Annotated in this window: 10 protein-coding genes and 1 pseudogene; 3 read left to right on the forward strand and 8 right to left on the reverse strand. The window is 44.5% G+C overall.

The genetic code is table 11. The features are described 5' to 3' along the window. Nucleotides 1-603: 603 nt before the first annotated feature. On the forward strand, nt 604-957 hold the full coding sequence (locus F6K38_RS25075; RefSeq protein WP_008180753.1) for a YbaB/EbfC family nucleoid-associated protein: 354 nt from the start codon (nt 604-606) through the stop codon (nt 955-957). 112 nt (nt 958-1,069) lie between these two features. Here the strand turns inward: F6K38_RS25075 and F6K38_RS25080 are convergent, their stop codons facing one another. Next, nucleotides 1,070-2,461, reverse strand: coding sequence for an SGNH/GDSL hydrolase family protein (locus tag F6K38_RS25080; protein ID WP_229414348.1), 1,392 nt, complete (start codon nt 2,459-2,461; stop codon nt 1,070-1,072). Between the two features lie 171 nt (nt 2,462-2,632). Between F6K38_RS25080 and F6K38_RS25085 the strand changes: the two genes are divergently transcribed. Further along, a complete protein-coding gene (locus tag F6K38_RS25085; RefSeq protein WP_044492396.1) occupies nt 2,633-3,121 on the forward strand; it encodes a low molecular weight protein-tyrosine-phosphatase in 489 nt (162 codons plus the stop codon). A gap of 68 nt (nt 3,122-3,189) precedes the next feature. Here the strand turns inward: F6K38_RS25085 and F6K38_RS25090 are convergent, their stop codons facing one another. From F6K38_RS25090 to dxr, 6 genes and pseudogenes are all read right to left on the reverse strand, one after another. Then, nucleotides 3,190-3,882 carry a response regulator transcription factor gene (locus F6K38_RS25090; RefSeq protein WP_287357822.1) on the reverse strand — a complete coding sequence of 231 codons (693 nt, stop codon included), beginning with the start codon at nt 3,880-3,882 and terminating at the stop codon, nt 3,190-3,192. A 257-nt stretch (nt 3,883-4,139) separates the two neighbouring features. Beyond that, nucleotides 4,140-5,804 carry an alpha-keto acid decarboxylase family protein gene (locus F6K38_RS25095; protein WP_008180762.1) on the reverse strand — a complete coding sequence of 555 codons (1,665 nt, stop codon included), beginning with the start codon at nt 5,802-5,804 and terminating at the stop codon, nt 4,140-4,142. A 253-nt stretch (nt 5,805-6,057) separates the two neighbouring features. Continuing rightward, nucleotides 6,058-7,644 (reverse strand): glucose-6-phosphate isomerase, encoded by a 1,587-nt coding sequence (locus F6K38_RS25100; protein ID WP_287357824.1) that lies wholly within the window; start codon nt 7,642-7,644, stop codon nt 6,058-6,060. Nucleotides 7,645-7,922: 278 nt separating this feature from the next. Further along, nucleotides 7,923-8,180 carry a zinc ribbon domain-containing protein gene (locus tag F6K38_RS25105; protein WP_502709596.1) on the reverse strand — a complete coding sequence of 86 codons (258 nt, stop codon included), beginning with the start codon at nt 8,178-8,180 and terminating at the stop codon, nt 7,923-7,925. Between the two features lie 395 nt (nt 8,181-8,575). Continuing rightward, nucleotides 8,576-9,447: pseudogene (locus F6K38_RS25110) on the reverse strand (RNA-guided endonuclease InsQ/TnpB family protein); the annotation flags it as partial. A gap of 217 nt (nt 9,448-9,664) precedes the next feature. Beyond that, the gene (dxr, locus tag F6K38_RS25115) at nt 9,665-10,876 is read right to left on the reverse strand and encodes a 1-deoxy-D-xylulose-5-phosphate reductoisomerase (RefSeq protein ID WP_287357827.1); all 1,212 of its coding nucleotides are present in this window, start codon (nt 10,874-10,876) and stop codon (nt 9,665-9,667) included. 487 nt (nt 10,877-11,363) lie between these two features. Here dxr and F6K38_RS25120 point away from each other — a divergent pair, with 487 nt between their 5' ends. Continuing rightward, complete coding sequence (locus F6K38_RS25120; protein ID WP_008180771.1) at nt 11,364-12,482, forward strand: trans-sulfuration enzyme family protein; 1,119 nt, start codon at nt 11,364-11,366, stop codon at nt 12,480-12,482. A 149-nt stretch (nt 12,483-12,631) separates the two neighbouring features. Here F6K38_RS25120 and F6K38_RS25125 read toward each other — a convergent pair whose 3' ends face one another. Then, nucleotides 12,632-14,266: a PhnE/PtxC family ABC transporter permease gene (locus F6K38_RS25125; RefSeq protein ID WP_287250390.1), complete on the reverse strand. Its 1,635-nt coding sequence runs from the start codon at nt 14,264-14,266 to the stop codon at nt 12,632-12,634. Nucleotides 14,267-14,798 lie beyond the last annotated feature (532 nt).

Below are 14,798 nucleotides of genomic sequence, written 5' to 3' on the forward strand. Positions count from 1 at the left end.
GTTTGTTTTTCCTCCCCCGTAATTAGACAGGGGGTTTCTAAACAGAAAACTGACGAGCGAGAGTTAGCCACCCAATAAATTAGGTGGCCAGCGAACGCGCCCCGCGTGGCCTACGGCCAGCGCGCCGGGATTTATCAAGGGCTTCCGTGTTAGAATAGAATTACGAGTAAGAATAAGGTTGGTTACGTTGATTTTTTGCTAGTATGGTGAGATTCCAGCCAGTAAGAGACGGGGTTGATCCTACGACTATGGAACAGGCAAGTAATGCAGCAAAAAGTAGTGATTTATTGCCCTGATTTGTTTGGTACAACCACTCCGAAAGTTATTTAAATTAAAAGTAAATCCACAGGTTAACTTCTCTGTTAATCCGTTCGCGTAGCGTGGCCTACGGCCAGGGAGGTAGGGCAGTTTTGAATCTGCCGCAACGGTATACTAGATTCACTTCTATATCAGACCGTGAGCGTCGTGGAGAGGCGCTTTCCAATGGCGAATCTGATTCGCCATTGGAAAGCGCGCCAAGCGCGGTTTTAACCCGCGCAACGACATCCGCTCAGAATCCCCGTCTTTTCAAAGCGGGGAGAGTTCAATTAACTGGGATTTTTTATGACACAAGACAAAGGAAAAGGATTTGGTCTCGGTCTCGGCAAGATGAAAGAACTAGCCGAAGCGTTCAAAAAAGCTCAAGAAGTTCAAAAGGGTGCCAAAGAGCTCCAGGATCAGTTGGAGCAAATGGAAATTGAGGGAACATCAGGGGAAGACGGTAAGGTGAAGGTGTTTCTCAGTGGCAATCAGGAACCCCTACGTGTAGAGATTTCTGAGGATGCTATCAATCAAGGAGCTGAGGCTTTATCTGAACTGGTGTTAGCAGCCATGAAAAATGCCTATGAGACCTCCACAGCCACTATGCGGGAGCGCATGGAAGAACTTACCAGTGGGTTAAATTTACCAGGTTTATAACTTCATCGGTCAATCCCCACTCGGGATTCCGTAGGAAAAAACTATAGGCATGAGGAAATTAATCATTTTAAATGGTTCCAAACCTCATGCCGAATATCCCATTAATACCTGACTATTGATCAAGATTTGAGTAAAACGAAGCTACCTGTAGCTTTGGCAGTGAAGTAAGTCCATAATATAAGCTCTTAGCCACGTGTATATTGGCTGCTTCTGTCAAGTGAATGGCATCATGAAAGGCGAGTTCGGGAAAGTTTTGATAAATTGTGTACAAGTTGAGAACCTTGATATTTTTGGGAAAGCCTTTCTCCAGTTGCTGACCCGCTACCACCAATTTGGGATAATTGGCTTGCACTTGTTTTTGGTAAACTTTTCCTAACTGCTGCAAAATTTCCTTCTCTGCTGGTTTGATCTTGTTGTTGCCACGACCAGTGATTTCTGGTTGGACAGCAACTAGTAAAGGAATTCCCTGTCCTGCGGTTAAACGCAGCATATGTCTGAGGTTATTTCGATAGCGCGTCAATCGACGTTCGAGTTCATCGGATTTCTGAGGAAGATACTTCTTCAGTGGCATAACGTCCCCCCTCATCACTAGAGACCGCTGACTCACTGATGGCTGAGGCTGCAAGACCCAGTATGTGATTGCTTTAGCGAGATAAGTTTTTGTAACTAAATGCTTCAACTGCTGGGTGAGATAGGTCCAAAAATGCCCAGTCGCGTTTTCCAAGAAGGCTTCTGTGTTAGGAATATCTGTTAAATTTTGGTCACTGGGGGTCATCAAGTCTGTGTATCCACCCAACACTATTACTGCGTCTGGACTGTAAGGTAAAATCTTGAGAGCTAACTGAGCTAGTGCATTGCCAGAGGTATACCCTGGTACGGCGGCGTTGATTACACGATACTTACCATCTCGAATCTTTGGCGGCAGAGCAAGTGCTTGCTTTAATTCTGGTTCAGAAGGGGGTAAGGTCATCGGTCTGTATTTCTGTGGGGAACGCCTTTGCTGTGTTATCCGTTGATTGAGACGAGCTTCTAAGTAGCTGGCTATGGTAACTTGATTATTGGCATTCCCTTGACCAAAAGCTGTCGAGCCACCTAACAAAAAAATCCGAATTTCATTTTTGGGTTTGACCAAGGGAACGGGGTCGTCGTCCCGGAAGCCCTGCTCATTAATGCGCCAAAAATCGCTCTGTTGCTTCCCCAATAAACTGTAACCTACACCTAGATCCCGTTGGACAGCTAGATCACCAAGGTCTGGTAATCCATCATAAAGCTGCTGTGTCTGGTCAACGAACTTGGGACGGTAAACAGTGAAATCTCTGGGTGCCCCCTTGTAGGGAGCTATCTCATTAATTTTGCCGACCGCAGCCAGTAAGAAACGAGCCAACAATTCCACAATCATCAAACTTAGAACTATCCCTGCGAGCATCGTCAGTAGGTTAAACCGTCGGCGGCGCTTGCGGTAAAGGCTACGGCGCGACTTAAATATTAAATCTCTTCCTTGCATAACCGTTAAATTAGGAGGTATCCCTTTATAAGTTGGTGTGTTTAAATCACTGCGTTGCTAGACATTGAACCATGAAGCGACATCGCACCACATAGGTTCAACTATCCCATAGAGCAATTTCGTTGCTAAACTTAACACGGCGCAGCTCGTAGTTGACCAATTAATATACTCATGCCCTCCTTACTCTTTGTCTGCCTTGGTAATATCTGCCGTTCTCCCTCAGCTGAGAACATCATGAATCACTTGATAGCACAAGCAAATCTTTCTGACCAAATTGTCTGCGATTCCGCTGGTACTTCCAGTTATCATATTGGTTCTCCCCCGGATCGGCGTATGACAGCAGCTGCCAAACGTCGGGGGATTATACTCCAGGGGAAAGCACGGCAGTTTAATCGGTCTGACTTGGAAGAATTTGACCTGATTTTGGCTATGGATCAGCAAAACTACGAAGATATTATCTCTCTTGATCCAGCTGGGAAGTATAAAGATAAAGTAAGGCTAATGTGTGATTTTGCCAGTCATCACACCGAGCGCTCAGTCCCCGATCCATACTACGGTGGACCAGAGGGTTTTAATAAGGTGATTGATTTACTGCTAGACGCTTGCGAAGGTCTGCTGGAACACGTTGTTGACAATTACACCAAGACTAGGCAAAACTAAAAACTGCCAAGTACTAATTGCCAATGGTGAACTCAGCTTTGGTGCCATTGGTGGTTAACTCGATTAATTCATTTGATTAAATGCTGTTCTAAGGCGAATCGTAATAGTTCTGCTCGGTTACTGGTATCAGTTTTTCTGAACAGACTACTAACGTACTTCTCGATTGTCCTTGGACTCAGGTGTAGTTGGTTACCGATTTCGACATTAGATAAACCAGTAGCCAGTAAATTCAATACTTGCTGTTCTCGCTTGGTCAGCTGTAGAGCATGAGCTTGGGTATTATTCCCTGATTGATGATTAATCTCTACGGAGTTGATTGATCTCGATGGTGGTTTATCAACCGGCTCTTTTGTAGTCTGTGGTGGGAATCGTAACTCCGTATGAATCACTTGCGATCGCACTAGCAAACTTTGAATGACTGCACCCAATTCTTCCATCTCAAAGGGCTTAGGTAGGTAGACATCACACCCCGACTGATAACCCTTGATGCGTTGATTGGTGCTATTGAGTTCGGTTAAAAATACAACAGGTAACAACCGCAATGGGGGCTTCTGACGCACTTTTCTCACCAGTTCATAGCCATCTATTCGGGGCATATTAATATCTGTAACCAGAAGGTGAGGGTGATAAGTCTCAATCATAGACAGCGCTTGCTGACCATTTTCAGCAGTAATAACTGAATAACCTGACATTTCCAGATAATCGCTTACAGACAGACGAGTGCCCAGGTCGTCATCTGCAACCAGAATAATCAATGGCATGGGATAACTATAGTACTGACATTTAGAATAAACCTACTCCTAAGCTAGGTCATCTAGTGCTCAATTGGTGACCAAAAATACTTCGTTCGCGTAGCGTCGCCGAAAGGCGACGCCAGCTCCGTCAGAACTGTCTGGAGATAGGAGTTGCCTGCTAAAATTAATATAGATACCTAGACAACAACATACCTTAGGCTTCAGCAAAGTTGCACCCTTGTGATTAATTAGTCAGTGAGCCCCCCTCTTGCCTAGAGCAGCTACTACTCTGATAATCCTTGCATAGCACTTAACGCTTTCCCCAAGCGCTTGACACCATCAGAGCAATCGAGGCGATCTAAATGAACTTCGATAAAGGAGATACTATTGTGGTTAACTTTTGCTTGTTCTAAGGCTTGTTCTAGCTCACCTTCAGTACGCACTTGGCAACTCCAGCTATTTCCAAAAACCTGGGGTAACTGATGATATTTCCAAGGTTGAATATTGTTGTACGAGCCTTCATGTATAGCTCGCTCAATAGTGTACCCGTCATTATTAATTAAGAAGATAATCGGGTTAAGTTGATGCCTAATAATCGTAGAAAGTTCCTGACAGGTCATCTGGAAGGCACCATCACCGACAAACACAACCGGTCTACGGTTAGGAACAGCCAAACCGACTCCTAGACAGGCAGGAACTGAGAAGCCTATAGATGTGTAAAGGGCCTGTCCAATGTAGTCGCTGTCTCCTTGGAGTACCAAATCAACGGTAGCAATTAAAGCATCACCAGTTTCAGCAATCACGATTGACTCATCATCAATAAAGTGAGTCATCCGCTCATAGAACCTGGCGTTGGTTAGCTTTTGCTCAGGTTGTGACTCAAAGCGTTTAGACAAAGACTCTATAGCTGGCTTGATATCCAAGACATCAGACTTTTTCTTCTGAAGTTTGGCAGTTAGACCAGCCATGAAATCCGGTAGATACACTGGAGAATAGAAGTGGTGTTTGATTTTAACTTTGTCAGAATTAGCGTTAATTAATCGGTCTTCCGGCAGTTGGGCAGTGAAACCACCCAGATTAATGTCTGACATGAAGGCACCCAGGCATAAAATACAGTCGGCTGTTTCAACTCGTTGGCGTACATACTCCTGACTGAACGCTCCTGCATAACTACCAATGAATTGTCGGTGGCCTTCCGAGAGAATTGACTTGCCTAACAGAGTGGTAGCGAAGGGATATCCCGTCTGCTCCAGCAGGTTGGTAAGTTGGTCTGCTATACCGTAGCGGTGGAGTTCAACCCCAGCTATAATAACGGGATGCTGGGATTGCTCTAGCAAACTTACCGCCTCTTCAACTGCCTCTGATAAAGCGTTGATATCTATAATTGGGGCTTCTGGCAGGTCACGCTCCCCAGTAACAGGACAAGGTTGATTGACTAAGTCTGAGGGAATTTCAATGTATACAGGTCTCCGGTGGCGCAAACAAGCAGCAATGGTCTGGTCGATTTGCCTTGCCGCTTGACTAGGGCTGGTAAGCCTCACGGCTGCCACTGTAATTTTTTCAAAAATTTCCAGCTGTAGATTGTAATTACCGGCAGTGTGATGTAGGAGTAACTTTTGCTGCCGCTGGGAACTGTTAGGCGCTCCACTAATCACGATCAAGGGGACTAGCTCAGCGTAGGCACCAGCCACAGCATTCACTAGACTGAGTCCACCGACATTATAGGTAACGCACAACCCACCAACACCATTAAGGCGGGCATAGGCATCAGCTGCATATCCGGCATTGAGTTCGTTACAGGTGTAGATTAACTCTACAGAACTCTCTAGCAAGACATCCATCAGACCCAGGACGTAATCTCCTACTACGCCAAAAATATGCTTGACACCAGCGGCTTGCAGGCGTTGAGTAAGGTATTGACCGACAGTTACTACATCAGACTGAGCCATTGCACCTCTGACCTCTTTAATGAAGCTACCTTTATGCCCAGCATTTTAACCAAAATTTGAAAAAACGTTAATTTTTTGTAAAAAACGTTACGTTTTAGATATAATCTAACCTTTTATGCTTTTTATTCTAGCAAGTTTCTTGGGTTGACAAGGGAAGCCCAAGGTCTTTTTTGTTAACTAGCCTTAAATTTGACAGTTGGCTGTCAAGGATTAACAGTCAACTGTCAACAAAAAAGGTCAAATGTCTATTAGCTTATACAGCAGAAACTTTTAGGCTACTTGGTTGCCCCAGATTCCCTTCTAAGACAATACCCCGCTGGTTATAAGCCAGATGACGCAGCAATTTGTAAATCCCTTCAATTTGGTCAGGGGCTCCCACTTTCTCAGCTAACTCCGAAATAGATATGGCAACACTTTCCTGCTGTAGTACCTCCATGACCTGTTTCTGTAAATCCAGAATGGCAGCGGCGGCTTTTTTCCCCGCTTCTACCCCAGGTTGGTGATAGGCATTGATATTTACCAAGGATGCATAAAGACCAACAGCACGTTCATACAGGGCAATCAATGCCCCCACCGTTCTAGCATTGACCTGAGGAATGCTTACGGTAATGGAATCCCGTTGATTTTCATACAACGCCTGGCGAGTACCTTGTAATAAACCTGATAGATAGTCTCCCGCAGTTACACCGGCTTCTACTTCTGGAGACTTCCCTTGTCGGTCTTCTAAAACTTCAATGAATGTGACAAAGAAATTGGGAACACCTTCCCGAAGTTGTTGTACGTAGGCATGTTGATCCGTTGAGCCTTTGTTACCATAAACCGCAATGCCCTGATAAACCGTATTGCCCTCTAGGTCTTTTTCCTTACCTAGAGATTCCATTACCAGCTGCTGTAAGTAGCGGGAGAATAGCAATAGACTGTCTTTGTAAGGCAACATGACCATATCTTTCTCCCCCTTGCCATTGCCAGCAAAGTACCAGGATAGGGCAAGTAAGGCGGCTGGATTGCTTTTGAGCTGGGGGCTACCGGTAGCGCTATCAATCTCTTTAGCACCAGCCAGCATCTGACGGATATCAATCCCTTGTAGTGAAGCTGGAAGTAGTCCCACGGCGGACATTTCAGAGGTACGTCCTCCTACCCAATCGTACATGGGAAAGGTGGCCAGCCAACCTTCGGATTTTGCCAATTGATCTAGTTTGCTGCCAACACCTGTAATGGCAACAGCCTGGGCAGCAAAGTCTAGATTCTGAGACTCGTAGGCTGTTTTAACTTCCACCATGCCGTTACGAGTTTCTGGTGTTCCCCCAGATTTGGAGATGACTAATACCAGAGTGCTAGACAATCGGTCTTGGAGTTGGGCTAGCACAGCATCAATGCCAGCTGGGTCAGTATTGTCAATAAAGTGAATGGCTAAAGGAGGAGAGTCTAGCCCGAGGGCTTCAGCGACAAACTCAGGACCAAGGGCAGAACCCCCAATACCAATGGAAAGAACATCAGTAAATTTTGGTGCCCTAGGGGGATGGATGGCACCCGTGTGGACATTTTGGGTAAAGGTTTCAATTTTGTCGAGAGTGTTGACAATGTCTTGTTGGAGTTCTGGAGTTGGGGCTAAGTCCGGGTCTCTTAGCCAGTAGTGACCGACCATGCGGTTTTCATCAGGGTTTGCGATCGCACCGTTGACTAGGGCATCCATATCCTTAAATGCCTTTTCCAACTTAGGCAGCATCGCCTCCACAAAGGCATGATCAAACCCCATACGGCTGATATCAAGGTAAAGCTCTAACCCTTCGTGGTAATAAAGCCAATCCTGATAGCGTTGCCAGAGTGCAGCGGCGTCCATAAGTAGCTCTCCAACTTCTGTTATTGTCCACTCACAAGTTTAAGGCAAGCACTTGACATCCTCCCCCGTTAAATCAGAGATTATAACGGGGGATTCCCAAACTTCACAATTTGGGTTTACTGCTTCCAAAGCACTTATCTAGGTTGTTGTCAACCCCCGACAGCCCGCCTACACAGTCATTTTTTCCCACGAGACGAAACCGATAGATAGGGTCGCCTTTATAGTTGGTAGGTTATGCGTAAAAGGTTCAAGTCTTTTGTGATAAGGCGACCCTATCCTTACGGTAACTTCAAGATCTGCCCGACCGCAGTGATACCACGTTGACAAATTACTTGAGCAGCTGAAACATCTCTGTTAATTTCGTAATCGCATTCAGGACATTTGTGTATACGTTCAGACAAATCCTTTTTCCCTGTATGTTTACCACAATTTGGACAAATTTGACTGGTAAATCTGTAGTCAACTTTGCCAAAATATACCCCTCGTTTCCAACAAACCCAAGCTAAGATATTAAATAACTGACCAAAACCAGCCAATACGGGTATGTTTACTTAACATTCCTTTTGCCCAAGTTCTCAAGTCTAAGTCCATGTCCTTCGGACAGGCTTCGCCAACAACAAATATCATTCCGGAGACGAAACCTTAGAATAGTGGAGCCTTAATCAACAAGTTTTAACTCTTCTATGCATAGCCTGCTAACCATAAAGGCTCCACTATTCTTACGGTAACTTCGTTCCCAGCTTGGTCACACAGATGGTAAGCATTCAGCCGTCAGCCGTCAGCCGTCAGCTGTGGGCTAAAGGCCCACCCTAAGCGAACAGCTGACGTAACAAAGATTAAACGAATGCTTACTTGTTTTATTTAAAAGCTCAAAGCTTTGAGCTGATAGCTGATAGCTGATAGCTGATAGCTGATAGCTGAATGCTCACCACAGATGATGTGCTAACTTGAATTGAAAATCTTTTCGAGTATCTGAGATTTTTTGATGAAGTCTTGCAATTTTATGATTAAGTTTATGTCTATTTGCCGACCCTTTTTTCTTTAGCTTCAATCTGCGTTGTAGCAACTCGCGCGTTCCCTAGCGCCGTGCGACGGCGCGGGGTCGCTCGTCAATTTAAGCTTACCGTGCAGCTCGCTTAAAAATCTAGGGCGCTCTATTAACTCATTATCAGAAGTTGCTAAAAACTTATTTAGTCCAATATCAATCCCCAGCGGGTGACCCCATCCTGGTAGATCAGGAACACTGACTTCACTTTGTAAAGACAGCATTGCCAAATAACCACTAGCTCGTTTAACTATCCTAACTTGCTTTATCTTGAATCCATCTGGAATTGGCCGTGATAATCTCATTTTAACTATTCCAATTTGAGGTAGCTTAATCCACTCATTTTTAATTGGATTTGTTTTAAATTGAGGAAATACAAACGATCGCATCCGATCTGGATTTTTAAATCTAGGAAAACCATATCCTTGTTCTTTCATGTTTTTAAATGCTCGATCTAAAGTCTTTAAAACTTGTTGTAAGACCTGAGCATTTATTCTTTTGAGTTCAGGATTTGCTTTTTTGGCTTTAGTTAAATTAGCAGCTTGTATTTTGTATTTAGGATATGGCTGATCTACTGGAATTATATATTCATGCTGTAATGAACAATAATTAACTGCACACTTTCGACTTTTGTACCAATCTTTTCGTTCCCTTAAAGCGTAATTCCACACTTTTCGGCAAACCGCCAATATATCTTCAATGACGGCGATTTGTTTTTGGGAAGGAATCAGTTTGTACTCGTAGGTTAGTGTCAGCATATTTAAATTATAACATAATTCTATCCAGGAATGCCACTTGAGTAGAACTAAGCTTCTGACCGCAATTCACCTCACGCTAACCCGATGGGTATAACGTGAGGTGAATTGCTCCATATTGATAGCCTAAACTACCCCGACTGAACTAGCCCTTAACGTCGGGGCTATGCGCGACTGTTCCCAAAACTTTTTTGGATTTTTAAGCAGGGATTAGACCCACTCAAGGGCTTGTTGAAGCGACAGGCTGTGGCAAAGTGATCGAATCCCTGAGCAACTTACTAGCAGCTATAGTTTCCTGTCTTGCCCATTGATCTGCTGCCAATATATCGTCTAAGGAAGGATTGGAACAGTTATCAGCTTGGTGGCGATCGCATACAGATTCAATACAACGAGCAATATCCAAATAACCAATTTTCTCCTCTAGGAATAGGGCAACTGCCTGTTCATTAGCTGCATTCAATACCGCTGGCATCGACCCCCCAGCCCGACCAGCCGCATCAGCGATGCCCATACAGGGATATTTCTGATGATCCGGTTCCCTAAAAGTCAAATTACCAGCTTTCACCAAATCTAGTGGTTCCCAATCGGTATAGATCCGTTGCGGCCATGAGAGGGCATAGAGTAAAGGTAAGCGCATATCTGGCCAACCTAACTGAGCTAATACTGAGGTATCTTGCAGTTCAATCAGGGAGTGAATAATACTCTGGGGATGGATCACAATGTCGATGTGGTCATAATCCATGCCAAACAGGAAGTGAGCCTCAATCACTTCCAATCCCTTATTCATCAGGGTGGCAGAGTCTACAGTAATTTTACGTCCCATTGACCAGTTGGGATGCTTCAGGGCATCAGCCACCTTCACTGAAGCTAACTTGTCTACGGACCAATCTCGGAAAGCCCCCCCAGATGCAGTTAGGATAATCCGCCGCAATCCCCCTGCTGGCACTCCCTGAAGACACTGAAAAATGGCCGAATGTTCTGAGTCAGCTGGTAGCAGCTTAATACCATGCTTTTCAACTAAGGGTAGTACTACTGGACCACCTGCAATTAGAGTTTCTTTATTCGCTAAAGCAATGTCTTTACCCGCTTCAATAGCAGCAATAGTAGGCAACAAACCCGCACAGCCGACAATGCCAGTAACTACAGCTTCCGCATCACCATAGCGTGCCACTTCTACCACTCCAGCTTCGCCCCCTAAAAGAATAGGTTGGGGGTCAAGGTCAGCAATTGCTGCTTTGAGTTCTGGCAATCTCTCTTGATCACGAATTGCGGCAATCATCGGTCGAAATTGCCGAATTTGAGCGGCTAACATTTCCACATTGCGCCCAGCTGCCAATCCCACTAACTGGAATTGCTCGGGGTATTGATTAACAATATCGAGAGTTTGGGTACCTATTGAGCCAGTGGAACCTAAGAGTGTAATTTTTTTCACAATTTTTTTATAATTACCAACAACTCCCCTATCATACCGGGGCAATGGGAAGCCTATAAGTAACTCAACCTAATTAAAACGATTGGTAAATTTTTCTGATCGTATTGGCAATTTGGCAACAAACCTTAGTGAATATCGGTTTTGATTAAGTTTTACCCCTATTGTGAGTGATCAGCAAGTCTTATGTAGTCAATCACACAACGTAGACCGGATTAATGCGGAATGATATGGCCAACATTTATATATAGTAGTTTTCAATTGGGTGAGGTACAAAGTCCTGGGTTTTAGGGAATAGGGACTAGGGAGTAGGGAGTACGGAGTAGGGAGTACGGAGTACGAATCCCCCCTTGCCACCCTTAATAAGGGCGGAAGAAAATTGACTTTACCTCATAAGTATGAGGAACGCTATATTCTATATATATAGATATATATGATGTGGCGTCTTCCCTATGAAAAGGTATTATCAGTGATTTGAGCAAAAGGTTGCATGAAAATTGAGACACTGGCAGTGCATGCTGGCCATAATATTGACTCAGCCACAGGGGCAGTAGTGTCCCCAATTTATCTATCTACTACATTTGAACGTCATCCAGACGGCAGCTACCCTCAGGGTTATAACTACAGTCGAGACAATAACCCGAATCGGGATAGTCTGGAGAAATGCCTGTCTAAATTGGAGGGGGGAGCAGCAGCCGCCGCTTTTTCTTCTGGTTCAGCGGCTACCTTGAGTATCTTCCAGGCTTTGTCCCCTGGAGACCATGTAGTGGCACCTATAGATAGTTACACAGGAACTGGGTTTCTCTTGCGAGAAGTTTTTGGCCCTTGGAATTTGGCGGTCACTTTTGTAGACATGGCTAATCCTACCACAGTGATGGAAGCAGTTCAACCCAACACCAAGCTGATTTGGATAGAAACGCCTTCCAATCCAATGTTAAGGATTACTGATATCAGCAAGATTGCCCATATTGCCCATCACCATAATGTCTATTGTGTTTGCGATAACACTTGGGCAACACCGATTAGCCAACGTCCGTTGGAGTTGGGGGCAGATTTGGTTATCCACTCCACAACCAAGTATCTCGGTGGACACAGTGATGTCTTAGGAGGTGCCGTGATTACTAAGGTTAAGGATGAATTTTTTCACAAAATTAAAACAATTCAGATGGCTGGCGGTTCAGTAGCCGCCCCTTTCGACTGTTGGTTACTCCTGCGGAGCATTCAGACCTTGCCCTACCGCATGAGAGCTCATTCAGAAAATGCCTTGAAGGTGGCACGGTTTTTAGAAGAACACTCCAAAGTAGAAGCTGTTCATTATCCGGGATTACCAAACCATCCAGGACATGGAATTGCTGCTGCTCAGATGAACTTGTTTGGGGGTATGATTTCTTTCCAAGTTAAAGGAAACAGGGAAGATGCCTTTGCCTTTACTGGCAAGGTGAAAGTATTTACACGAGCCACTAGCTTGGGAGGTGTCGAGAGTTTAGTTGAACATCGTGCTTCCATGGAATTTCCTGGTACCCGAACCCCAGACAATCTGTTACGGATGTCTGTTGGTCTTGAACATACTGATGATCTACTAGAAGATCTTGCCCAAGCTTTAGGTTAGTGAGGAGCCGTTGCACATTTGTGGGATGTTACCATTTTTTGCACATAACTAAAAGTGGCTTATAGTCTACAGTTCAAACTTCCTTCGACAAATAGGTACATCATCCCGTTATTGTGCAACGCCAGTAAGGCAGAAGCTTAATCGCATTACTACTTTAGAGATTTATGAGGAGTTATCGATTCTCTAGCGGCAGCACTCACCCCATCAACGAAAAAAGTCAAAAAGACAAAACAAACCAGCGTCATCCCCACACTCGGATAATCAAAGCTGCTCAGTTGTTCGGTCAACAATACCCCTAATCCTCCAGCCCCAACTAATCCTACAATGACCGTCTCTCGCATACACACCTCCCAGCGATAGAAAATATAAGCCAGAAAACGAGGTAAATTCATCGGGAATATCCCATAGAGAAACAAGAGTGCTCCTGGAGTTCCTTGTGCTTTTAAGGCTTCTAAAGGAGGCTTTTCCAAATTTTCATTCATTTCTGCCATCAACCTGCCAAGGATGCCGATATTATGCAATCCTAGGGCGATCGCACCAGGTAAAACTCCCGGAAACATGACAAACATCACAACTAATGCCCAAATTGGGGCAGGAATAGCTCTGCAAAACAGTAGTATGATCCTGGTGAATACTAGGATAGACCAGCCTTGTAAGCCAGCTAATCGGGACGCTTTTGGACTGGGATTGAGCAATCCCCCTGGTAGCAAAAAATTATGGGCTGCCGGAAAAGACAGAACAATCCCTCCAAGACCAGAACCAGCACTGGCCAGGACAGACATAACTAGAGTTTGTAGTGATAACTTCCACAGCTGCGACAAGGGCACAGCCTTAAAATCGAGGGGAAATGATGCTTGGGCAATCTCACCCAAGAGTTTTTGAGTTCGGGGAGACCAAAACTTGCTCACATCAGGACTGACATACAAAAACCCCAAACAGCACAAGGCCACTAAAATTAAAACTACTCTTAAATTAATCCGGCGACGCAAGATGACACTACTGATGTCAATTACAGCGCTTAATAAAACTAGGGCATAGAAAAATGTCCATAGTTGTTCGTAACGAAGAGACTGTAAACTCAGCAAAATCTCATAGCCCAATCCACCAGCCCCAACCAGCCCAAGTACAGTAGCTGAACGAATGGAACACTCAAAGCGATAGAGGGTGTAAGACAGGAGATTTGAAAAGGCTTGCGGAATGATACTGTAAAGAAAGGCCATCAAGGGGGACACGCCACTACTGAGTAATGCCATCAAAGCACCTCGGGGCGTTTCATCCAGAATTTCTGAGAAGACCTTCGCGACAATTGCCCCATAGGGAATGGCGATGGCCATAATGGCCGCCAGAGGATCTAAACCCCAGATACTGACAAAAAAAACCCCCCAGATCATCTCATGAATCGCTCTGGGGAAGGCCAGCAGTCCCCGAATTCCCAGCCAGATGGGTTGTCGCAGAGTCCAGTGAGGCAAGACTGTCAACCACCAAACCTGGGAGGTGATCACTCCTGCCACCACGCCGAGCAAGATACTCAGGAAAGTGCCGCAGGCGGCATAAGCTAGGGTCGTGAGGGTAGCCTTCAAGGTCAGGTGCAGAAACTCAGGACTCATTTCGGGGTGCCAACTCGCCCGCAAGAATCGCAAGAGTTGGTAAAATCCTCCCAGATTAACAAGATCTTGCTCAAAGATACCAGCTTTAACAACCGCCATCCCGATAAAAATGACAAAACAAATTCCCCACAGCAGGCTGCGATTCAGTAATGGTGGACGAGATAAACGTTGAGTCATCTAAGTTATTGCAACGGAAGTATATTAGTTTAATAGTATTTTGGTTTCAAGGGAACAGTGGATAAAGTAACAGGAAACATAAAACGGTTAACAGCGAACACAAATAGATATTTATAGAATACCATCACCCCATAAAAATAGAGTTTAATGGACATAATTAGCCATAGATAAATGGTAAAAATGGTAGTGGGAAAGATGTAATGATTTAGCTAGGTTGTAGTCAAGGCTTCGGGAGTTAAAATCAATACTTTGGTACCGCTACCATCGTTAATAAGGTTCAATTTTTAATCAATTCTTGACCCGCTTAGTCTGATTGCTGTGACTCTATTAAAGATTATTTAGAGATGTCTAATACTAAATCAGGTTTAATAATACTATATTCAAAACAATCAAAGTCTTTGCCTAGAATTGATTTGAGGATTTAGGTAAATAACCTATAATAACCGAATTTGGTATAGTGTGTCTTAAACTTTACTCCGAGTGCTATATAAGTTGAGACGGAACGGTTCCTGAAAATTGAAAACTATACATT

The organism is Moorena sp. SIO3B2 (assembly GCF_010692525.1).
Taxonomy (GTDB): Bacteria; Cyanobacteriota; Cyanobacteriia; order Cyanobacteriales; family Coleofasciculaceae; genus Moorena; species Moorena producens.

Bases quoted from the DNA above. Each gene is read 5' to 3' on its own strand.
- F6K38_RS25080 (WP_229414348.1), bottom strand. From the start codon at position 2,461: ATGCAAGGAAGAGATTTAATATTTAAGTCGCGCCGTAGCCTTTACCGC.
- F6K38_RS25090 (WP_287357822.1), bottom strand. From the start codon at position 3,882: ATGCCATTGATTATTCTGGTTGCAGATGACGACCTGGGCACTCGTCTG.
- F6K38_RS25120 (WP_008180771.1), top strand. From the start codon at position 11,364: ATGAAAATTGAGACACTGGCAGTGCATGCTGGCCATAATATTGACTCA.
- F6K38_RS25075 (WP_008180753.1), top strand. From the start codon at position 604: ATGACACAAGACAAAGGAAAAGGATTTGGTCTCGGTCTCGGCAAGATG.
- F6K38_RS25125 (WP_287250390.1), bottom strand. From the start codon at position 14,266: ATGACTCAACGTTTATCTCGTCCACCATTACTGAATCGCAGCCTGCTG.
- F6K38_RS25095 (WP_008180762.1), bottom strand. From the start codon at position 5,804: ATGGCTCAGTCTGATGTAGTAACTGTCGGTCAATACCTTACTCAACGC.
- F6K38_RS25100 (WP_287357824.1), bottom strand. From the start codon at position 7,644: ATGGACGCCGCTGCACTCTGGCAACGCTATCAGGATTGGCTTTATTAC.
- F6K38_RS25085 (WP_044492396.1), top strand. From the start codon at position 2,633: ATGCCCTCCTTACTCTTTGTCTGCCTTGGTAATATCTGCCGTTCTCCC.